The sequence below is a fragment of the Constrictibacter sp. MBR-5 genome, from assembly GCF_040549485.1.
Classification (GTDB): domain Bacteria; phylum Pseudomonadota; class Alphaproteobacteria; order JAJUGE01; family JAJUGE01; genus Constrictibacter.
Window position 1 is genome coordinate 164,957 of sequence record NZ_JBEPTK010000011.1, and the last position, 20,793, is coordinate 185,749.

Here is a 20,793-nt window from a genome sequence, read left to right on the forward strand (position 1 = left end):
CCTCAGTCCTCGAACGGGTCGCGCACCAGGATCGTGTCGTCGCGCTCGGGGCTGGTCGACAGCAGCGCCACCGGCGCGCCGACCAGCTCCTCGACGCGCCGCACATACTTGACCGCGGTCGCCGGCAGCTCGGCCCAGCTGCGCGCGCCGCGCGTGCTGTCGCTCCAGCCTTCCATGGTTTCGTAGACGGGCGTCAGCTCCGCCTGGACGCGCTGCGACGCCGGGAAATGGTCGAGCCGCTTGCCCTCGTGCTCGTAGGCGACGCAGACCTTGATCTCGGGCAGGCCGTCGAGCACGTCGAGCTTGGTCAGGGCCATGCCGTGGATGCCGCCGACCTTCACCGCCTGGCGCACGAGCACGGCGTCGAGCCAGCCGCAGCGCCGCGCCCGGCCGGTGACGACGCCGAACTCGCGGCCGCGCTCGCCGAGCAGCTTGCCGATGTCGTTCAGCTGCTCGCTCGGGAACGGCCCGGAGCCGACCCGCGTCGTGTAGGCCTTGGTGATGCCCAGCACGTAGCCCACCGACCCCGGCCCGATGCCCGACCCCGGGCCGACCGCGCCGGCGACCGTGTTGGACGAGGTGACGTAGGGATAGGTACCGTGGTCGATGTCGAGCATCGCACCCTGGGCGCCCTCGAACAGGATGCGCCGGCGGGCGCGCCGTGCCTCGTCGAGCCGCTCCCATACCCGGTCGACGAACGGCGCCACCTTCGGCGCGACCTCGGTCAGCGGCGGCAGCACGTCGTCCAGCGCGATCTCCGGCTGGCCCATGCCGCGGAAGAAGGCGTTGTGGTGCAGCAGCAGGTCGCGCACCTTCTGCTCCAGCACCGCCGGATCGGCCAGGTCGCACACCCTGATCGCGCGGCGCGCTACCTTGTCCTCGTAGGCGATTCCGATGCCGCGGCCGGTCGTGCCGATCTTGGCCTCGCCGCGCGCCTCCTCGCGGGCGCGGTCGAGCTGCCCGTAGAAGGGCAGGATCAGCACGGCGTTCTCGGCGAGGCGCAGATTCTCCGGCGTCACCTTCACGCCCTGTGCGGCGACGCGCTCGATCTCGGCCAGCAGCGCCCAGGGGTCGACCACGACACCGTTGCCGATGATCGACAGCTTGCCGCGCACCAGTCCCGAGGGCAGCAGGCTCAGCTTGTAGGTCTGGTTGCCGACCTGCAGCGTGTGCCCCGCATTGTGGCCGCCCTGGTAGCGCACGACGACGTCGGCGCGTTCCGACAGCCAGTCGACGATCTTGCCCTTGCCCTCGTCGCCCCACTGGGCGCCGACGACCGAAACGTTGCCCATCAGCCGCGATCCTCCAACTGCTCCACCACGCCGTCGATCAGCGCGTGCGTGCATGCCATTCTCTGCGCCTCGGCGCGCGTGTCGTCGGCGGGCTCGAGGCCCGCCACCGTGATCCAGCCGTCCGCCTGCAGACGGCGCCGCTCCTCCGGCGGCGTCCCGTAGGCGAGGAACACGCGCGGCGGCGCCGGCGGCTGCCGGACCGCGCGCTGCACGGCGTCCATGAACAGCGTCATGCCGACCGCCGGCTCTCCGTCCGACCCGTGGCCGGCCATGTACCGTCCGCCGCGGCCGAGCTCGCCGCGCAGGCCGCGCCCGAAGATCGTATAGCTCGTACCGCTGTGATACTCGAATCCGCGATGCTCCACCGCGTCGACCGTCAGCGTCAGGTCGGGCAGCTCCGCCCGGATGCAGGGCACGATCGCCGCCAGCTCGGCGCGCGCCGCCGCGGCGTCCGCCGGCAGCGCGATGTGTTCGAGACGCGCCAGCGCCTCCTCGGCCGGTGCCGCCGCGTCGAGCAGCGCCAGCAGGGTCTCCCTGCCCTTCTCCGCCAGCCGCGCCACCGCCGCCGCGTCCTTGCGGTCGAGCGCCGCCTTCAGACGGGTCAGCGCGCCGCCGGCATAGCCCAGGTCGGCACACAGGCTGGGGATCAGCGTCGGCACGTTCAGGTCGACGGTGATGTCGCGCAGGCCGAGCGCCGACAGGGCGGTGACCGCCAGCACGATCGCCTCGGCGTCGGCCTCGGGCGCGGTCGAGCCGATCAGCTCGATGCCGGCCTGGCGGAACTGGCGCTGCGGCCGCAACTGGCGCCCGCGCGCGAGCAGGACCTGTCCCAGATAGGCGAGGCGGAGCGGCCGCGGCGCGCCGGCCAGCCGCGTCGTCGCGATCCGCGCGACTTGCGGCGTGATGTCGGAGCGGACGACCATCATCCGCTGCGACACCGGGTCCATCAGCCGGAAGCTGTCGCGCGCCATGGCCGCACCGGGGCCGCTCAGGAACGAGTCCTCGAACTCGACCAGCGGCGGCGCGACCTGCTCGTAGCCGTGCCGGGCGAAGATCGCCAGCAGTTGGCGCCCGACGTCGCTCTCGAAGGCGGCGTCGGCGGGAAGCACGTCGCGCAGGCCGGCGGGCAACAGCGCCAGACTGGCCGTCTCGGGGGAATCGTTCATGCGGTCTCCTCGGCGGCTAACTAACCGCGCCGCCCATGGTCCCGCAACCGCAATCTCGAAGGGCTCAGGCGCGCGATGCGCTCAGTGGAAGGCGCCCTGGTAGACCCACACCTGGACGATATCGCGCGCCTGGATCGGCGGCACTTCCGGATGGTGGTAGCGATAGACCCGGCATGCGACGTCCATCGCGGTGCGCTCACCGGCACCAGACGTCATCATGCCGGAAAAGGCGCGGCGGACCGCCGGTCGGCACCGGCAGTCCCCCAGCAGCTCGTCCGTTCCGCACGCGGGATCGTCGCGCTGATCAGGACTTCTTTTTTCGACCATATAGCTCCAACCGATGATCGACGAGTTCGTAACCCAGCTCGTCCGCGATCTTCGCCTTCAGAATCTCGAGTGGTTCGTTCTGGAACTCCACGACCTCGCCCGAGGCCACGTCGATCAGATGATGGTGATGCGCCGTGTTCACCTCGAAGCGGGCGAACGTCTCGTTGAAGTCGTGCCGCTGCACGATATTCATCTCGTCGAACAGACTCAACGTCCGATAGACCGTCGCGATGCTGATCGAGGAGTCCAGGTCCTTCGCGCGGCGGTACACCTCGTCGACCGAGGGGTGATCGTCCGCCGCCTCGAGCACCTGGAGGATGACCCGCCGCTGGGCGGTCATCTTTACGCCGGCATCGACGCAGCGCCGTTCGAGTTCGCTCAAAATCGCAGGCATTGGTAAGCGCTCCCTCGGAGAGTCGCATTCGCGTTGTCACGTTCCGAAGGCCGGCGCGACGCGGGTCGCGGGAGCGGACTTCGGGTCGACAGAGGCCTCGGCGGACGATGCTGGACGCCGACCGGCTTCCGGCGCACGGTCGGACAGCAGGGACCGGTCTTCTCGGGCGGATCCCCGTTCCGGCCTCTACCGACGCTTATGGAACCGGGGCGGATGCGTGTCAACAGAATAGAATGCTTCTAATCCGCAGCCTGCCGCGGCGCGTTCCGGATGCGCACCACCACGTCGATCCGCTCGATCTGCGTCCCCTCCGGCGCCGACGGGAGCGACGCCACCGTGACGCCGCCGCCGGGGATGTCGCGCAGTTCGCCGTGGTCGACGTGATAGAAGTGATGATGCGTGCCGGTGTTCGTGTCGAACCAGGACCGGCCCTGCGCCACGCTGATCTCGCGCAGCAGGCCCGCGCCGACGAACTGATGCAGCGTATTGTAGACGGTCGCCAGCGACACGCGCTTGCGCGCCGCCAGTGCGTCGGCGTGCAGCTGCTCGGCGGTGAAATGCCTGTCGCCGCCGCCGAAGAGCAGGTCGGCGAGCGCGATCCGCTGCTTCGTCGGCCGCAGACCGACCGCGCGCAGCCGGGCGGCCGCGTCGTTCATCCTGGTCGTGCTATCGGGGCGGGACATGCGTTTCAGCCACGGACTGTCATGGTTCGACGGCGGCGGGAGGGCCGTCGGGCATGACTATAGACCTCATGCACCACCGTTGCCATGCCGCCGCTCGCCCGATAGCCGTCCCGCTACTGGCCGCTCGCGATCCGCTCGACCAGCTGCCGCACCGTCGGCACGAACCCGTTGCGATAGTAGGGATCGCTGCCGAACCGGAAGGCGTTGTGCCCCGCGAACATCAGCTGATGCTCCACGTCCGCGCCGTGGACGATCGACTGCAGCGTCTTCTGGATGCAGTAGGACCGCGGATCGGCGCGGCGGCCCGTCGTGCCCGCCTCGTTCTGTGCCCAGTTGCTGAACTGGCAGGTCGACAGGCAGCCCATGCAGTTGATCTGGTCCTCGAGGATCTCGTTGCGCTTCTCCGGGCCGACGAACACCAGTGTCGAATCCGGCGTCTTCAGCGTCTCGGTGAAGCCTTCCGCGATCCACCGGTGCGCGCGCTCGCAGTCTTCGGCCGTGACGAAGACGGGGCGCCCGCGCGGGCCGAGCGGCAGCGCCGTGTCGTGCTCGCCGATCCGCTCCGGCGAGAACGGAACCTGCCGCTCCGACCGCTGGCGAAGCTCCTCCAGGAACTCGTTGTGCACCGCCGACGAATAGAAGCCGGTGGGGCTGAAGCGGTTGAGGAAGACGTCGCCCTCGTTGAGCGTCAGGAGGCGCCGCTTCCACTCCTCGTGGATCGGGCTCTCCTGGGTCAGCAGCGGTCGCGTGCCAAACTGGAAGGCGATCGGGCCCAGTTCCGGATTGTCGATCCAGTCGGCCCACTCGGACAGCCACCAGACGCCGCCGGCCATGACGATCGGCGTCTCGTTGAGACCCGCCTCGCGCATGACGGCGCGCAGTTCGCGCACTCGCGGATAGGGATCCTCCGGCCGCGCCGGATCCTCGCTGTTCGACAGGCCGTTGTGCCCGCCGGCGAGCCACGGATCCTCGTAGACGACACCGCCCAGCCACTCGGCATGCTTGCTGTAGGCGCGCTTCCACAATGCCCGGAAGGCGCGCGCCGACGACACGATCGGATAGTAGTAGACGCCGTAGCTGGCGGCGATTTCGGCCACCTTGTAGGGCATGCCGGCACCGCAGGTGACGCCGTGCACCAACCCCTGCGCGCCCTGCAGGACGCCGTGCAGGATGCGCTCCGCGCCGCCCATTTCCCACAGCACGTTCATGTGCATGCGGCCCTGGCCGTTGGAGCGCTCCCAGGCGACGCGCGCCTGGTGGATGGCGCCGCGGATCGCGTGCGCGATCAACTCCTCGTGACGCTCGCGGCGGGTCCGCCCGAAATAGAGCTGCGGGATCAGCACGCCGTTGTCGTCGAACGAGTCGGCGTTCACGCCGGAGAAGGTTCCGACGCCGCCGGCTTCGGCCCAGGCCCCGGAGCTCTCGCCGTTCGATACCGAGATTCCCTTGCCGCCCTCGATGAGAGGCAACACGTCCCGGCCCGAGATTCTCAGTGTCTTCAACTGCATTCCAGTCGTCGCTTCCCCGGTCTCTTTGATTCGCCGATGGACGGTCCACCCGCAAACAGTAGGGGGATATAAGTACGCGGGCGGAAAACGACCACCACCCGGGCTTAATCGAGGCCCGCCATCAGGCCGGGGTCGTCCGTGATGATGCTGTCGGCGCCCCAACGCCTCAGCCGCTCCGCGACCGGTCGTTCGTTGACCGTCCAGACCGCGACCGCATAGCCCGCCTCGCGCACCTGGGCGACCTGCTCTTCGGCGAGGTGGCGCCAGCCGAGATGCAGCGAGACGCAGTCCAGGTCCTTCGCCACCGTCCGCCAGTCCGCCGGCAGCCGGCTCGCGATCAGGCCACGCGGCCGGTCCGGTGCTGCCTCGCGCAGCGCCCACACCGTCTCGCGTGAAAAGCTCGAATAGACGAGCGGCCCCGCCCCCGCCGGCCATGCCGAATCGACGGCGCGCACGACCTGCTCGACCAGTGCCGCGGGTTCCTCGTCGTCGGACTTCAGTTCGACGTTCACGCCGATGCCGAGCGCGCGGATCTCGCGGAGCGCCTCCTCCAGGGAGGGGATGTTGGCTGTACCGGCGGCCGGAACGCCGGGTCCCGCCACCGCGATGGCGCTCAGCGTCTCGACGGTCATCGCGCGAACGGCGCCGGGACGTCCGGTCGTCCTGTCCAGCGTGGCGTCGTGGAAAACCACCAGCCCGTCGGCGGCGAGGCGGACGTCGAGTTCAACCCAGGCGGCGCCCGCGGCCGCACCCGCGCGAAATGCGGCGAGCGTGTTCTCGGGGGCCAGCAGCGCCGCGCCCCGATGTCCCACAATCAGCGGAAACGAGATCATTCCACCCCTGGACCGGTTAGAGGTACGGGGCGGCCGGCATCGTGCCGGCCGCCCCGCCGTTCACCTGGGTTCAGCCGGCGGGCTGCGCGTCCTGCAGATCGTCGCCGGTCTTCTGGTCCACCGCCTTCATCGACAGCTTCACCTTGCCGCGATCGTCGACGCCGAGGACCTTCACCTTCACCATGTCGCCGACATTGACGATGTCGCCGACCGCCTTCACCCGCTCGGGTGCCAGCTCGCTGATGTGGACGAGGCCGTCGCGGCTTCCGAGGAAGTTCACGAAGGCGCCGAAGTCCATGATCTTCACGACCTTGCCCGTGTAGATCACGCCGACTTCCGGCTCCGCCACGATCCCGCGGATCCAGTCGATCGCCTTCTTCGAGGCGGACTCCTCGATCGCCGCGATCTTGATCGTGCCGTCGTCCTCGATGTCGATCTTGGCGCCGGTCTGCTCGACGATCTCGCGGATCACCTTGCCGCCCGACCCGATGACCTCACGGATCTTCTCGCGCGGGATCGTGATCGTCGTGATGCGCGGCGCGTTCGAGCTGACCTCGGTCCGGGCGCCCTCCAGCGCCTTCGCCATCTCGCCGAGGATGTGCATGCGCCCACCCTTCGCCTGGTCGAGCGCGACCTTCATGATCTCCTCGGTGATCGAGGTGATCTTGATGTCCATCTGCAGCGCGGTGATGCCGTCGGCCGTACCGGCGACCTTGAAGTCCATGTCGCCGAGATGGTCCTCGTCGCCCAGGATGTCCGACAGGACGGCGAAGCGGTCGCCTTCCTTGATCAGGCCCATCGCGATGCCGGCCACCGGTGCCTTCGTCGGCACGCCGGCATCCATCAGCGCCAGCGACGCGCCGCAGACGCTCGCCATCGACGACGAACCGTTCGACTCGGTGATCTCCGAGACGACGCGGACGGTGTAGGGGAACTTCTCCTTCTCCGGCATCAGCGGATGCACGGCCCGCCATGCGAGCTTGCCGTGGCCGATCTCACGCCGGCCCGGGGAGCCCATGCGGCCGGCCTCGCCGGTAGAATAGGGAGGGAAGTTGTAGTGCAGCAGGAAGTGCTCGCGGTAGCTGCCGGCGAGCGTGTCCATCAGCTGCTCGTCGTCGCCGGTGCCCAGCGTCGCCACGACCAGCGCCTGGGTCTCGCCGCGGGTGAAGAGGGCGCTGCCGTGCGCACGCGGCAGGACGCCGACCTCGGCGACGATCGGCCGGACCGTCTTGGTGTCGCGACCGTCGATGCGCTTGCCGGTGTCGAGGATCTGGCCGCGGACGATGTCGCGCTCCAGGCCCTTGAACAGGCCGGAGACCTGAGCGGCGGCGTTCGGATCGTCGGCGAAGGCGGCGACCGCCTCGTCCTTGGCGGCGGCGAGCGCCGTCTGGCGGTCCTGCTTCACCTGCAGGCTGTAGGCCTTCTGCAGCTTCTTGCCGGCGACGTCGCGCAGGCGCTTCTTCAGTTCGTCGATGCCGACGGCCTCGGTCGGAAGGTCCCACGGGTCCTTCGCGCATTCCTCGGCCATGTCGATGATCATGTTCAGCACCGGCTTGAAGCCGCGGTGGCCGAACATCACGGCTTCGAGCATCTGGTCTTCCGAGAGTTCCTGCGCCTCGGACTCGACCATCAGCACGCCGTCGGCCGTGCCCGCAACCACCAGGTCGAGGGTGGTGCGCGGCATGTCGTCGAGAACCGGGTTGAGCACCAGTTCGCCGTCGATGCGGCCGACGCGGGCGCCGCCGATCGGGCCGAGGAACGGAATGCCGGACAGCGTCAGCGCCGCCGAGGTGCCGACCAGCGCGACGATGTCGGGGTCGTTCTCGAGGTCGTGGCTCAGGACCGTGCAGACGACCTGCGTCTCGTTGCGGAAGCCCTTGGCGAACAGCGGACGGATCGGCCGATCGATCAGGCGCGACGTCAGCGTCTCCTTCTCGGAGGGGCGCGCCTCGCGCTTGAAGAAGCCGCCGGGGATCCTGCCCGCAGCGAAGGTCTTCTCCTGGTAGTTGACCGTGAGCGGGAAGAAATCGATGCCGGGGCGCTGGGTCTTCGCGGCGGTCGCCGTGCAGAGCACGATCGTTTCGCCGTAGGTCGCGAGCACGGCCGCGTCCGCCTGGCGCGCGATGCGCCCCGTTTCGAGAACGAGCTTGCGCCCGCCCCACTCGATTTCCTTGCGTGTGATGTTGAACATCGTAGATCGTGTCCTTTCGGGCGGAACCGGCGGCACTGTCACTTCCATGGCCGCGGTCGGAACGGACGGTTCCGCTTCACCTGTAAGTCGGGCTCCGGATCGCTTCGCGACCCACGGCGGCCCCATTGCCGCCGGTGCGTCGGCCCGACGCACCCTGCTGCCCCGCCCTCACCGGTGCCCTCCTCGGACACGACGGTATGGATCCCGCGGTTCTCGGCCGCGCGCGGCCGAGCCGGGCGGAGCGCCGCCCGCGGGATCCCCTGCCTTCTGCCTACCGCCGCAGGCCCAGTCGCTGGATCAGGTCCTCGTAGCGCTTCTGGTGGGAGCGCCGGACATAGTCCAGCAGGCTGCGCCGCTGGCCGACCATCATCAGCAGGCCACGACGGGAGTGAACGTCCTTCTTGTGCGTCTGAAGGTGCTCGGTCAGGTTGCGGATGCGCTCCGAGAGGATCGCCACCTGTACCTCTGGCGAACCGGTGTCGCCTTCCTTGGCACCGTATTCCTTGATGAGTTCCTGCTTGCGCTCGGCCGTAATCGACATCGGGTGCTCCTTTTCCTAGGGGTTGATGACCCGCACCGGCTGGACCCGGCCGCCCTCGAAGCGGGCGAGCGCGACGGTGATGCCGTCGCTGGTCGCCCGCACCGTGGCGCCGTCGGCGAGATCGCCGATTCGGCCGAGGTCCGTGGTACGGAAAAGCGGCACAGACTGCCCCTGGCGCAGACTGGCCGCTTCGCTTCCGGAGACGGCCAGCGCCGGGATGTCGGCCAGCGCGGTCTCAACCGGAAGAAGGTGCTCGCAATCGGGCGCAATATGCCCGAGTGCCTCGAGGGACGCCAGCGGGATCGCGCCGGCTTCCGTGAAGGGCCCGACGCGCGTACGGCGCAGGGCGGCGATGTGTCCGACGGTGCCGACGGCCTGCGCCAGGTCGCGCGCGAGGCTGCGCATATAGGCGCCCTTGCCGCAGGCGACGTCGAAGTCGGCATGGTCGTCGTCGACCATTTCGATCAGCCGGAAGTCGTGGATCTCGATGGGGCGCGCCTGCAGTTCCACCGCGCGCTGCTCGCGCGCCAGATTGTAGGACCGCTGGCCCTCGACCTTGATGGCGGAGTAGATCGGCGGGACCTGCTGGATGGTGCCGATGAACTGCGGCAGCGCCGCCTCGATCTGCGCCGCGGTCGGCCGGACGTCGCTCGTCGCGATGATCTCGCCCTCGGCGTCGTCGGTGTCGCGCGCCTCGCCCCAGCGCAGCCGGAAGCGATAGGCCTTCTCGCCGTCCATCGCATAGGACACGGTCTTGGTCGCGTCGCCCAATGCCAGCGGCAGCACGCCGGTCGCCAGCGGATCGAGCGTGCCGCCGTGCCCTGTCTTCGCGTCGTCCGCCAGCCGCCTGACGCGGTTGCAGACCGTGGTCGAGGTGATGCCGCTCGGCTTGTCGACGATGATCCAGCCCGATATCGACGGGCCCTTGGCGCGCCTACGCCGACCCATCGTCGCCTCCCGCATCGCCGCCGCCGATGGCGCGATCACGCTCGCGCGCATCGCGGATCAGCGCCTCGACGCGCTCCGCCTCCTCGAACGAGGTGTCGGGCTCGAAGCGCAGTTCGGGCACGAAGCGCGCCTCGACCGTCTTGGCGATCTGCGCGCGGAAGAAGCCACGCGCCCGCTTCAGGGCCGCGATGGTCTGGTCCATGTTCTCGCCGCCCAGCGGCGTCACGAAGGCTGTCGCGTTGCGCAGGTCGGGGCTGACGCGCACCTGCGTCACGGTGATGGCGGCGTCGCGCAGGTCGGGGTCGTGGGCGTCGCCGCGGGCCAGGATTTCCGCCAGCGCGTGGCGCAGTTCCTCGCCCATGCGCAACTGCCTCTGGCTCCGGCTGTCGGCCGGAGCATGGTCGCGATGTCGCGATTTCATCTCTTGTCTTCTCAAATCTCTCGCACGGTGGTCTGCAACGGAAAGCGCCGGTGCCGCCCGCACGCGGCGGGCGGCACCGGCGCGAACCGGATCAGATCGTCCGCGCGACCTCGATCGTCTCGAAGCACTCGATGACGTCGTTCTGCTGGATGTCCTGGTAGTTCTCGAAGGACATGCCGCACTCGAAGCCCTCGCGAACCTCGCGGACGTCGTCCTTGAAGCGCCGCAGGGTGGCCAGCTTGCCCTCGTGGATGACACGGTCGTCGCGCAGCAGGCGGACGCCCGCACCGCGCTTGACGATGCCGTCGACGACGCGGCAACCGGCGACCTTGCCGATCTTCGTGACGTCGAACACCTCGCGGATCTCGGCGTGGCCGATGATGTTCTCGCGCAGCGCCGGGGCGAGCAGCCCGGACATCGCCGCCCGCATGTCGTCGATCAGCTCGTAGATGATCGAATAGTAGCGGATGTCGATGCCGTCGCGCTGGGCGACTTCGCGCGCCTGCTTGTTGGCGCGGACGTTGAAGCCGATGATGAAGGCCGAGGATGCACCGGCCAGCGTCACGTCCGACTCGTTGATGCCGCCGACGCCGGCGTGCAGCACGCGCACCCGCACCTCGTCGGTGCCGAGCTTCTCCAGGGCGGCGACGATCGCCTCCTGCGAGCCCTGCACGTCCGACTTGATGACGATCGGGACTTCCTGGGCCTCGCCGTCGCGCATCCGCGTGAACAGCTGCTCCAGCGTGCCGCGCGGCGTCGCCGCCGTACGCTTGTCGCGCTCCTTCGTCTGGCGGAACTCGGTGATCTCGCGCGCCCGGGCCTCGCTGTCGACGACGACGAACTCGTCGCCGGCGAGCGGCGTGCCCGTCAGGCCGAGGATCTCGACCGGCACCGACGGGCCGGCGCTCTTCACCTGCTTGCCGTGCTCGTCGATCAGGGCGCGCACGCGGCCCCACTCGGCGCCGGCGACGACGATGTCGCCGACGTTCAGCGTGCCGCGCATGACCAGGACGGTCGCGACCGTGCCGCGGCCACGGTCGAGCTGCGCCTCGACCACCGCACCGTCCGCCGGACGATCGGGGTTGGCCTTCAGCTCGAGCAGTTCCGCCTGGAGCAGGATCGCCTCCAGCAGCGTGTCCAGCCCGATCTTCTGGATCGCGGAGACCGGGATCATCTGGATGTCGCCGCCCATGTCCTCGGCGACGAGGCTGTGCTGCAGCAGGTCGGTCTTCACCCGGTTCGGGTCGACGCCCTGCTTGTCCACCTTGTTGATGGCCACGATGATCGGCACGCCGGCCGCCTTGGCGTGGTTGATCGCCTCGATCGTCTGCGGCTGCACGCTGTCGTCCGCGGCGACCACCAGCACGACGATGTCGGTGACCTTGGCACCGCGTGCCCGCATCGCCGAGAAGGCCTCGTGGCCCGGCGTGTCGAGGAAGCTGATCTTGTCGCCCGACGGCAGCTCGACCTGATAGGCGCCGATATGCTGCGTGATGCCGCCCGCCTCGCGCGCCGCCACGTCGGTCTGGCGCAGGGCGTCCAGCAGCGACGTCTTGCCGTGGTCGACGTGTCCCATGATCGTCACGACCGGGGGACGCGGCTGCATGTCCGTATCCTCGTCTTCGACGCCCGTCAGTCCGATCTCCACGTCTGCGGCCGCGACGCGGCGGATGCGATGGCCGAATTCGGTCACGACCAGCTCGGCCGTGTCCGCGTCGATCACCGAGCTGATGGACGCCATGACGCCCATCTTCATCAGCGACCGGACGACGTCGACGCCGCGCTCGGCCATGCGGTTCGCCAGTTCCTGGACCGTGATGGTCTCGGGCACGACGACGTCGCGATAGATCTTCTGCGGCTGGCCGCCGGATTCGCGCATCCGCTGGCGTTCCCGCTCACGGGCACGCCGCACCGAGGCGAGACTGCGGACCCGCTCCTGGCCCTCTTCGGCGCCGAGCGCCTGGGTGATCGTCAGCTTGCCGGACCGGCGGCGCGGCTCGGAGGTCCGCTTCGGCGTCGGCACGGGCTTGCGCGCCTCCAGCTTGCGGCGGCTGCGCGATGCCTCGGACTCTTCCTCCGCGGCCGGGGCGACGGCGCCGGTGCGCTCGGCACGCGCTGCGGCGACCCGCTCGGTGGCGGGGCGACGTGCGGTCTCCTCGGCCTTGCGCTTGTCCTCTTCCGCCTTGCGGGCGGCTTCCTCGGCCTCGATGCGCGAGATCTCGGCGTCGCGGCGCAGGGCTTCCGCTTCCGCCTTGCGCGCTTCCTCGGCCTCGGCGTCACGCAGCGCCTGGAGCTCGCGCTCGGCCTGCAGCTGCGCCAGCTCTTCCGGCGTCAGGATGCGCTCGGGCTCCGGCTCGGGCTCGGGTGCCGGCGGCGGCACGGGCGCGGCGGCCGTCTCGACCGGCTCGGGCTCGGCCGCGGGCGGCCGCGGCGGGGCCAGTGCCTCCTCGCGCTGGCGGGCCTGGAGGGCGCGCTGGCGGGCCTGGCGCTCCTGCTCGCTGAGGCCGCGCACCATCCGGTCGGCGGCCAGGCCGGCGTCGCCGCCGGCACTCTTGCCGGTCGGGTCGGGCGAGAAGGTGCGCTTGCGCTTCACCTCGACGGTCACGGTCTTCGAGCGCCCATGGCTGAAGCTCTGCCGGACCTTGCCCGTCTCGACCGTCTTCTTCAGCTCGAGCTTGCCCGGCCGGAGGCTAAGCTTCGTCGGTTCGCGCTCGGTCGTGTCCGTCATGATCCCTCTACTTCCCCTCGCTATCCCGCCGGAAACCGGCGAGACGGCGCATCTCGTCGTGCAGCCGCCGTGCGAACCCGCCTGCCGCCAATGCGACATGCACGGCCCTGTCGCGGCCGAAAGCGGCACCGAGTTCCTCGGCCGTCAGACAGCAGAGCACCGGCGTCGCGCGTGCGGCGCCGGTCACCTTGCCGCGTCCGTCGGCCGACCCGTCGGCGGCCTCGATCAACAACCCGGCGCGGTCCCTGGCGATCCAGTCCCGCACCTTCTCGTAGCCGCTGACCGCCTGCCCCGCGCGACGCGCGAGACCTAGCAGTTCGATGCACCTGCGCGCCAGCATGGACTCGACGCGGAGCGTCAAATCCTCCGGCACGCGGGCCGCGACCTTGGCCGACCGGGCGAACATGTTCGCCTTGCAGGCCTTCTCCAGCGCCTCGCGGCGCGCCGACACCCATACGCCGCGACCCGGCAGCGTACCGGCGAGGTCGGGCACGACCGTTCCGTCGGGCCCGATCACGAAGCGCAGCAGTTCCGCCTTGGGGCGGACCGCACGCGTGACGACGCAGCGCCTGACGGTCGCCTTGCGATCGTCCGGCTCGGTCTCCGGCCCACGCGTGGCCGGCGTCTCGATCGCCGCGTCAGTCTGCACTCGCTGCTTTGTCCTCGCTCGCCTGTTCGCCCGTACCGTCTTCGGCGGCTTCTTCGTCCGTGAACCAGTGCGCGCGGGCGCGCATGATCATCTCGTTCGCCTCGTCGGCGTCCAGCGGGCTCGACGCCAGCACCTTCTCCAGGCGCTCCTCGTCCAGTTCCGCGATGGCGTCCAGGCTCTTCACCTCGGCACCCGGGCTGACGATGTAGCGCAGCTCGGACGCCGACAGGTCGGCCAGGTCGTCCAGCGTCGTCACACCGCTCTCTCCCAGCGCCACCACCATGACCGGCGTCAGGCCCTCGAAGTCGGCGAGGTCGTCGGCGATGCCGAGTTCCGCCCGGCGCGTGGCCAGACGCTCCGCCTCGCGATTGAGCGCCTCCTGCGCCCGGCGCCGCAGTTCCTCGGCCAGGTCGTCGTCGAAACCCTCGATCGACAGCAGTTCCTCGGCCGGCACGTAGGCGATCTCCTCGACCGAGGAGAAGCCCTCCGCTACCAGCAGATGGGCGATGACCTCGTCCACGTCCAGCGCTTCGATGAAGCTCTGCGACCGCAGGCGCATCTCTTCCTGGCGCCGCTCGGACTCTTCGGCCTCGGTCATGATGTCGATCGACCAGCCGGTGAGCTGCGTCGCGAGGCGCACGTTCTGGCCGCGGCGGCCGATGGCGAGGCTCAGCTGGTCGTCCGGCACCACCACGTCGATGCGGTGGTCGTCCTCGTCGATGACGACCTTGGCGACTTCCGCCGGGGCGAGCGCGTTGACGACGAAGGTCGCCGGGTCCTCGGACCAGGGGATGATGTCGATCTTCTCGCCCTGCAGCTCGGCGACGACGGCCTGGACGCGGCTGCCGCGCATGCCGACGCAGGCGCCGACCGGATCGATGCCCGAATCGCGGCTGATGACCGCGATCTTCGAGCGGCTGCCCGGGTCGCGCGCGGCGGCCTTGATCTCGATGATGCCGTCGTAGATCTCCGGCACCTCCTGGGCGAACAGCTTGGCCAGGAAGGTCGGCTGGGCGCGCGTCAGGAAGATCTGCGGGCCGCGGGCCTCCTCGCGCACGTCGAAGATCACGGCGCGGACGCGGTCGTTGCGGCGATAATGCTCGCGCGGCAGCATCTCGTCCTTGCGCAGCACCGCCTCGGCGCGGCCCAGGTCGACGATGACGTTGCCGAACTCGTGGCGCTTGACCAGGCCGTTGACGATCTCGCCGACGCGGTCCTTGTACTCGCGATACTGGCGCAGGCGCTCGGCGTCGCGGACCTTCTGGACGATGACCTGCTTGGCGGTCTGGGCGGCGATCCGGCCGAAGTCGATCGGCGGCAGTTCGTCGACCAGGAACTCGCCGGTCTGCGCGTCGGGCTTGAAGCGGCGCGCGGCGGCCAGCGGCAGCTGCGTCGTCTCGTTCTCCACGGCCTCGGCGTTCTCGACGACCTCGCGGAAGCGGGCGAGGTGGACCTCGCCGGTGCGCCGGTTGATCTCGGCCCGGATGTCGTGCTCGTGGCCGTATTTCGACCGGCCGGCCTTCTGGATGGCCTGCTCCATGGCTTCCAGCACTTCGTCGCGGTCGATGCCCTTTTCGCGGGCGACCGCGTCGGCGACTTGGATCAGCTCCGGTCCGAGCATTTGCAGCATGTCAGTGTTGTCCTTTCTCGGCGGCCGCCAGCAGTTCGTCCGTCAGGACCAGCTTGGCGCGCCGGATGTCCCCGAACGGCACGCGGACCTCTTCGGCACCCACGGCCATCCGCACGATCTCGCCCTCGGTCCCCCGCTCGACTCCAGCGATGCGGCCCTGCAGGCGCTTGCGGCCGCTCTCCAGCGGCCTCTCCAGGTCGATCCGCGCCTCGAAGCCGGCGAAGCGCTCATAGTCGCCCGGCCGGGTCAGCGGTCGGTCGATGCCCGGCGACGAGACCTCCAGCAGGTAGGCCCCGCCGATCGGGTCGTGTTCGTCGAGCAGTTCGGAGACGGCGCGGCTGACCGACGCACAGTCGTCGACGGTGAGGGCACGCCCCTCCGTCGGCTCGATCATGATCTGCAGGGTCGGCCTGGATTTGCCGAGCATCGTCACCCTGACGACGTCGTACCCCATGGTCCGGATCACCGGTTCGATCAGCGCCGTTGTGCGCGCGATTTCAGTCATGGCCGATTAGCCGCATGGACGCGTGTCGTCCGCCCCGATCTGGTCGCTACAAACAAAAAAAGGTGGGCCGGGGCCCACCCCCATCACACCGACTGTGTTCCGAGGTGCCGACCGCTCGCATGACGCGACGACCAGCACAGCCAAAATATGCTCATGCCGCCCCACCCGCAAGGGCGAAGGCCAAGACCGCCCCATTCCCGCCCCCCTTATCTGCTTCCCCGGACGGAGCGAAGCCCCCCTTCTGCTTCCCCGGATGGAGCGAAGCCCCCCTTCTGCGTCCCCGGACGGAGCGAAGCGAAGATCCGGGGCCCACCGCACCGCCGCACCACCCCCGTCCCGCGCCGGGCACACACGCCCCCCGCGCAGGAGCCTGTTGCGTCCGCCGCCGCATTCCCCTATTTGCATGCGCCGCGGCCGAAACGCCGCCGACCTGCCTGTCGACGAGTGCGCTGCCTGCGGAGGGGTGCCAGAGTGGTTGAATGGGGCGGTCTCGAAAACCGTTAAGGGTGGTGACACCCTTCGAGGGTTCGAATCCCTCCCCCTCCGCCAATGCGCCGGTTGTCTTTCAGTGCTGCAACAGCCCACGAGTTGGTCGCGCATGTATCGGCTAAAGCCGCCCGCTCATAGCAGGGGCTACGCTCGATGCCTCGTCCTACAATATTCGGCGCTTTGCCGTTTGCGCGATTGTGCGCAAAGTCAGAAAAATGATCTTAGATTGATCCGCTTATCATGCGACGGAGGCCCTCATAGCTAGCGATATTAAAAAGTAATTTTATCCGAACCTCTCTCGGATCATAGATTTCAATTCGCGATATTTCCAGAACTCGATCGATCATCCGCGCCAGTCGGTCGTAAAGTCTAATGCTTCGATCATGTCAAACAGAGTGCAGCATGGCACCCCAAAGTCACGACAGACATCTACGATTCGCCCCGCGCTTGGCCGGCTTGGAAACTTCGAACGTGACCACAGTTCTTCCGCCGATCTGGCTGCGAGCATAGGCGATCAAGAAGGGGTCGCGGCCGACAAGCTCCACGCCGTTTTCGTCGAGTTCGCCGTAACCATTCCGCATCGTGTCTGCGATCATGGCGGGGTCTGGCTCCTCGACGAGAATCAACGCCGCGCGGCACTCTTCAGTACGAAGCCAGTCAACGATCTCGCCACGGCCCGAGGTGACTTCCTCCCATTGCTCCAATGGAATCTTAACATTGCCGTGTTCGCCCTGGTATCGGAGCCAATCCCAGAACACCGGAAAGCGCCGCAAGGGATAGGCTTTGCGGTCGCCTGTGATCAGGGTGTCTGCGTCGAGGAGGTAGAGCAACCCGCCGCCTCTACGCCGCGCGCTCGGTCATGCGACCGACCGCAGTCGCCTTCACGCCGAGGACCTTACTTGCCTTGGTGGTCGTGAGGACGCCTTCCGCCATCATCCGGTCGACCAGACGAATCAGCCCTTGTCCTACACGGTGGCGGCGAACGACAAAATAGTCGGGCGCTCCTTTACCAGGCGCCCTACGCGCAAACTCGAACCGGTCCTCGTCGAACTGATCGGCGAGGCGACGGTAGAGGACAGCGGGGACGATGCCGGCGCGGAGCATGTTGTAGGCAACCATTTTACGGCTGACCTTCCGCGCGTTCGCGAAGGCGCCGATATCTTCGACAAGAGCGTCGAGCTCTTGCCGGCGTGGGATTGCATAGAGTTCGTCGCGATCAAGAAGGAGGCGCGCGGCTGCGTCATCACAAAGGCGCTCGCTTGCCTGGTCGCTGTCGTACCCACTGATTCCAGTCTCGCCGATGAGAACGTGGCCGAGTTCGTGCAGCAGCGTGAAGGGCCAAGCGGAGCGTGCGTCTGTCTCGTTGATGACGATAAACGGCGCAACGTCGTCTGCGATCGCCATGCCGCGGAATACCCCGGGGCTCAGATTGGAAGTGTGGTGGCCGAGGTTTCCCATCAGCAGAACGTACACCCCCGCCGCTTCAACGGCGTCGCGAAGAACCCGGAAGGCCTCGTCGATCGTTCGAGCGCGCCGATAAGCGTCCCGGTCAAATCTCACTGTGCGCCGCATTGCTGTAGCGAGCGCCTCTGGCCCGTCTGCGGGGTTGATAGATCCCACAAAAGGCAGTCGATCACCTTCCTCGGCGTCCTCCAACGAGCTTCGGACAAGCGCCTGCCGGGTCTTCACGTCTCGGACGAGCGCGTGGAGCAATGCCTCCGAACCCCGCTCACGCTCGGGGAGGGTGCGGAAGTCATGCGTTCGCGGCCCGGCGGCCGGCGGTTCTGGCAGGTAGAAAGTCAGCAGCGGCCGACGATATCGGTTTGCCATCTTGAGAAGCTGCGGCCGAGTCGGCTCGCGCTCTCCAGCCTCCATTTCGGCCAGACGAGCAGAAGCGTTCTCGCCGCTCAGGCCGATCCCACGAGCGGCGTCCTCGATCGTCAAGCCCGCGCTTTCGCGCGCCCATAACAGGATCTGAGGGTTCAACTTCGGCATCGACTTCCAAGTTAGCGTTACGAATTCTGCCCTCGATAGACCATCCTATATGGCGCCACGCCCGCATGCACGAGCGGGGAAGCCGCGTCTACGAGGGCCGGCAGGTCCGACACCGCCCCCTCGGTCGCGCGTCGGCTGCCAGGGCGCGGTCCGCCAAACCAGGTAAAGCGCCAGCAGGACGGGTTTCGCGGGGTCGCGCGGTTCCGCCTTTCGGGTCATGTGACGCCTCCGTCGACGTGGGCCCCCGTCAGTCTCCCTCCCTCCGCCGACCACGTGAAGAGGGCGGCGCGGCTCGCCAGCCCCCCGCCCGGCCTCAGAATCGCTCGGCGCGGAGCACCTGGGCGTCGGCGATGCTGACGACGCCGATGTGGCGTTCCACCACCGCGAACGCCGCTTCCAGCAGCGGGTCCAGCCGCTCGGGCCGGACGAGGCAGATGACGGCGACCATGCCGCCGGCGCGGCTCACCTGTCCCTCGCGGGTCCACTGGCCCGAACGTCCCGACCCGCCGCTCACGGGCAGGACGGTATAGCCGGTCACGCCGGCGTCGGTCAGCGCCGTGGTCAGCCGGCGCTCCATCACCGCCTCGATGATGATCTCGACGCGCTTCGCCGCGTGCATCTCCATCGCGCTCAACTCCCCGTAACGGCTGTGGCCACCATCAGGTACAGCGGAATGCCCAGCGTCAGATTGAAGGTGAACGTCACGCCCAGCGACAGGGTCAGGGACAGCGCCGGGTTGGCCTCGGGCAGCGCCACCCGCATCGCCGCCGGCACCGCGATGTAGGACGCCGACGCGCCGAGCACCATCAGCAGGACCACGCCGCCCGTCGAGAGCCCCAGCAGGAGCCCCGTGGCGAGACCGCAGGCGCCGCCGATCAGCGGCATTACGAGGCCGAAGGCGAGCAGTCCCGGCGACAGCAGGCCGCGGCCGCCGCGCAGGCCGCGCCCCGCCACCAGCCCCATGTCGAGCAGGAACAGGCAGAGCACGCCGTTGAACGGCACGACGAAGAAGCCGCTGATCGTCGCCATGCCCCGCTCGCCCGTGATCAGGCCGATCGCGAAGGCGCCGAGCAGCAGGATGACCGAGCCGTTGAGCAGGATCTCGCGCCACAGGTCGCCGCCCATGCGGTCCGCGCCGCCGCCGCGCCGGGTGGCGAGCCACAGGGCCGACAGGATCGCCGGCGCCTCCATCGCCGCCGCCACCGCGACCATGTAGCCCTCGGCCGCGATCCCGAGCGCGGCGAGGAGCGAACTCGCCGCCACGAAGGTGACGATCGAGATCGACCCGTAATGCCCGGCGATGGCGGCCGCATCGACGACCGGGACCCGCGTCGTCGCGCGCAGCAGGGCGAAGGCGACGAAGGGCAGCAGGAGCGAGAGCACCGCCCCCGCGAGCAGGGCCGAGGCGAGCTGCAGGTCCGCCCCGTGCGCCGCGACGCTGGCACCGCCCTTGAAGCCGATCGCGAACAGCAGATAGAGCGAGAGCCCCTTGGCGATCGCTTCCGGAAAGCTCAGGTCCGACCGCGCCAGGGCGGCGAGAAGCCCGAGGACGAAGCTCAGGATGATCGGCGAGACGAGGTTCGTCATCGCCAACGACAACGTGCTGTCCATGCTGTCCCCATCCTACGGTACCGCGACGGATACCCCGTCCACCCTCCAAGTCAAGCCTTCCGGCCACGCCGCCCCCTCTCTCCGGTGTCATCCTCGGGCGGAGCGCCCTTTCTCCTCCGTCACAGAGAGAACTTGTATTCCTAGGACTATAAGCGCATGATGGTGCCTCCCCTTGGGAGAACCGCCATGCCCGAAGCCTCACCCCCGCCCCTCACCGAACGCCAGGAGATCTTCTGCCGCCACGTCGCCCGCGGTGCCAGCGGTGCCGCCGCCGCACGCTGGGCCGGCTACGCCCCCGACAGTGCCGCCAAGCAGGCGAGCGTCATGCTCGACCGCCCGCACATCCGCCGCCGCGTCGAGGACCTCCGCGTCCGCCGCGAGATCGCCCGCCAGACCGGCATCGCCGAGATGGTCGACCGGCTCCGGGCACTCGCCAAGCTCGCGACGGCCAAGGGCGACTACCGCACCGCCGTCCGCTGCATCGAGATCGAGGCCAAGGCCACCGGCCTGATCCCGGACAAGCATGCGGCGAGCCCCTGCGGCGGCTTCGCCGGTTCCGACCCGCTCCTCGACGGCATCGACCCCCGCTGGCCCGGCCACGCCGCAGCGGAAGCCGATGGCTGGCTCGCCGAATGGCGGCGGGGCCTGGCGCCGGAGCCGGAGGAGAAGCCGGAGCCGATCATCGTGCCGCACGTCTACGAGGGTTTCGAGGGCCGGCCGCTGGACGAGTTCACGCCCTACACGGACCTGGAGCGGATGAGGGCCGACCAACAAAAGGGAATGGAAGGGAAGGAAAAGGAACCTTTCCCTGGGGGCGGGGGGGGGGGCCCGGCCGCCCCCCGGCCGAAAGAGAGGCGCGGCGCCACGCCCCCCCCCGCCCCC

At 69.0% G+C, this 20,793-nt stretch carries 19 protein-coding genes and 1 tRNA gene; 2 read left to right on the forward strand and 18 right to left on the reverse strand.

All coding sequences use genetic code 11. The features are described from left to right. Nucleotides 1-2: 2 nt before the first annotated feature. From ABIE65_RS20375 to rimP, 14 genes are all read right to left on the reverse strand, one after another. Nucleotides 3-1,292, reverse strand: coding sequence for an adenylosuccinate synthase (locus tag ABIE65_RS20375; RefSeq protein WP_354080289.1), 1,290 nt, complete (start codon nucleotides 1,290-1,292; stop codon nucleotides 3-5). After that, nucleotides 1,292-2,458, reverse strand: a complete 1,167-nt coding sequence (locus ABIE65_RS20380; protein ID WP_354080291.1) for an ATP phosphoribosyltransferase regulatory subunit — start codon at nucleotides 2,456-2,458, stop codon at nucleotides 1,292-1,294. Before ABIE65_RS20380 ends, ABIE65_RS20375 begins: the two co-directional genes overlap by 1 nt. A 304-nt stretch (nucleotides 2,459-2,762) precedes the next feature. Further along, nucleotides 2,763-3,179 carry a Fur family transcriptional regulator gene (locus ABIE65_RS20385; protein ID WP_354080292.1) on the reverse strand — a complete coding sequence of 139 codons (417 nt, stop codon included), beginning with the start codon at nucleotides 3,177-3,179 and terminating at the stop codon, nucleotides 2,763-2,765. A 239-nt stretch (nucleotides 3,180-3,418) separates the two neighbouring features. Next, a complete protein-coding gene (gene irrA, locus ABIE65_RS20390) occupies nucleotides 3,419-3,835 on the reverse strand; it encodes an iron response transcriptional regulator IrrA (protein WP_354080294.1) in 417 nt (138 codons plus the stop codon). 140 nt (nucleotides 3,836-3,975) lie between these two features. After that, a complete protein-coding gene (locus tag ABIE65_RS20395; protein ID WP_354080295.1) occupies nucleotides 3,976-5,370 on the reverse strand; it encodes an NAD(P)H-dependent flavin oxidoreductase in 1,395 nt (464 codons plus the stop codon). 104 nt (nucleotides 5,371-5,474) lie between these two features. After that, nucleotides 5,475-6,203: a glycerophosphodiester phosphodiesterase family protein gene (locus tag ABIE65_RS20400; RefSeq protein WP_354080296.1), complete on the reverse strand. Its 729-nt coding sequence runs from the start codon at nucleotides 6,201-6,203 to the stop codon at nucleotides 5,475-5,477. 70 nt (nucleotides 6,204-6,273) lie between these two features. Next, nucleotides 6,274-8,442, reverse strand: coding sequence for a polyribonucleotide nucleotidyltransferase (pnp, locus tag ABIE65_RS20405; RefSeq protein ID WP_354080297.1), 2,169 nt, complete (start codon nucleotides 8,440-8,442; stop codon nucleotides 6,274-6,276). Nucleotides 8,443-8,665: 223 nt separating this feature from the next. Further along, nucleotides 8,666-8,935: a 30S ribosomal protein S15 gene (gene rpsO / locus ABIE65_RS20410; RefSeq protein ID WP_354080298.1), complete on the reverse strand. Its 270-nt coding sequence runs from the start codon at nucleotides 8,933-8,935 to the stop codon at nucleotides 8,666-8,668. Nucleotides 8,936-8,950: 15 nt separating this feature from the next. Continuing rightward, nucleotides 8,951-9,883 (reverse strand): tRNA pseudouridine(55) synthase TruB, encoded by a 933-nt coding sequence (gene truB, locus ABIE65_RS20415; RefSeq protein WP_354080299.1) that lies wholly within the window; start codon nucleotides 9,881-9,883, stop codon nucleotides 8,951-8,953. Next, a complete protein-coding gene (gene rbfA / locus ABIE65_RS20420) occupies nucleotides 9,870-10,304 on the reverse strand; it encodes a 30S ribosome-binding factor RbfA (RefSeq protein ID WP_354080300.1) in 435 nt (144 codons plus the stop codon). Before rbfA ends, truB begins: the two co-directional genes overlap by 14 nt. Nucleotides 10,305-10,395: 91 nt before the next feature. Then, complete coding sequence (gene infB, locus ABIE65_RS20425) at nucleotides 10,396-13,032, reverse strand: translation initiation factor IF-2 (protein ID WP_354080301.1); 2,637 nt, start codon at nucleotides 13,030-13,032, stop codon at nucleotides 10,396-10,398. Nucleotides 13,033-13,039: 7 nt separating this feature from the next. After that, nucleotides 13,040-13,681: an RNA-binding protein gene (locus ABIE65_RS20430; protein WP_354080302.1), complete on the reverse strand. Its 642-nt coding sequence runs from the start codon at nucleotides 13,679-13,681 to the stop codon at nucleotides 13,040-13,042. Next, complete coding sequence (gene nusA / locus ABIE65_RS20435) at nucleotides 13,671-15,302, reverse strand: transcription termination factor NusA (RefSeq protein WP_502918558.1); 1,632 nt, start codon at nucleotides 15,300-15,302, stop codon at nucleotides 13,671-13,673. The genes ABIE65_RS20430 and nusA overlap by 11 nt, the downstream gene beginning before the upstream one ends. A 10-nt stretch (nucleotides 15,303-15,312) precedes the next feature. Beyond that, the gene (rimP, locus tag ABIE65_RS20440) at nucleotides 15,313-15,816 is read right to left on the reverse strand and encodes a ribosome maturation factor RimP (protein WP_354080305.1); all 504 of its coding nucleotides are present in this window, start codon (nucleotides 15,814-15,816) and stop codon (nucleotides 15,313-15,315) included. A 457-nt stretch (nucleotides 15,817-16,273) separates the two neighbouring features. On the opposite strand from rimP, the gene ABIE65_RS20445 reads away from it, so the two are divergent. Next, nucleotides 16,274-16,365, forward strand: a tRNA-Ser gene (locus ABIE65_RS20445). Between the two features lie 356 nt (nucleotides 16,366-16,721). Here the strand turns inward: ABIE65_RS20445 and ABIE65_RS20450 are convergent. From ABIE65_RS20450 to ABIE65_RS20465, 4 genes are all read right to left on the reverse strand, one after another. Beyond that, a complete protein-coding gene (locus tag ABIE65_RS20450) occupies nucleotides 16,722-17,135 on the reverse strand; it encodes a DUF4411 family protein (protein WP_354080306.1) in 414 nt (137 codons plus the stop codon). A 10-nt stretch (nucleotides 17,136-17,145) separates the two neighbouring features. Further along, nucleotides 17,146-18,300 (reverse strand): ImmA/IrrE family metallo-endopeptidase, encoded by a 1,155-nt coding sequence (locus ABIE65_RS20455; RefSeq protein ID WP_354080307.1) that lies wholly within the window; start codon nucleotides 18,298-18,300, stop codon nucleotides 17,146-17,148. Nucleotides 18,301-18,613: 313 nt separating this feature from the next. After that, nucleotides 18,614-18,925 carry a P-II family nitrogen regulator gene (locus ABIE65_RS20460; protein ID WP_354080308.1) on the reverse strand — a complete coding sequence of 104 codons (312 nt, stop codon included), beginning with the start codon at nucleotides 18,923-18,925 and terminating at the stop codon, nucleotides 18,614-18,616. 5 nt (nucleotides 18,926-18,930) lie between these two features. Beyond that, nucleotides 18,931-19,911, reverse strand: coding sequence for a sodium-dependent bicarbonate transport family permease (locus ABIE65_RS20465; protein ID WP_354080309.1), 981 nt, complete (start codon nucleotides 19,909-19,911; stop codon nucleotides 18,931-18,933). A 186-nt stretch (nucleotides 19,912-20,097) separates the two neighbouring features. Here ABIE65_RS20465 and ABIE65_RS20470 point away from each other — a divergent pair. Then, nucleotides 20,098-20,793 (forward strand): terminase small subunit (locus ABIE65_RS20470; protein WP_354080310.1); only part of this gene is annotated, 696 nt, incomplete at its 3' end.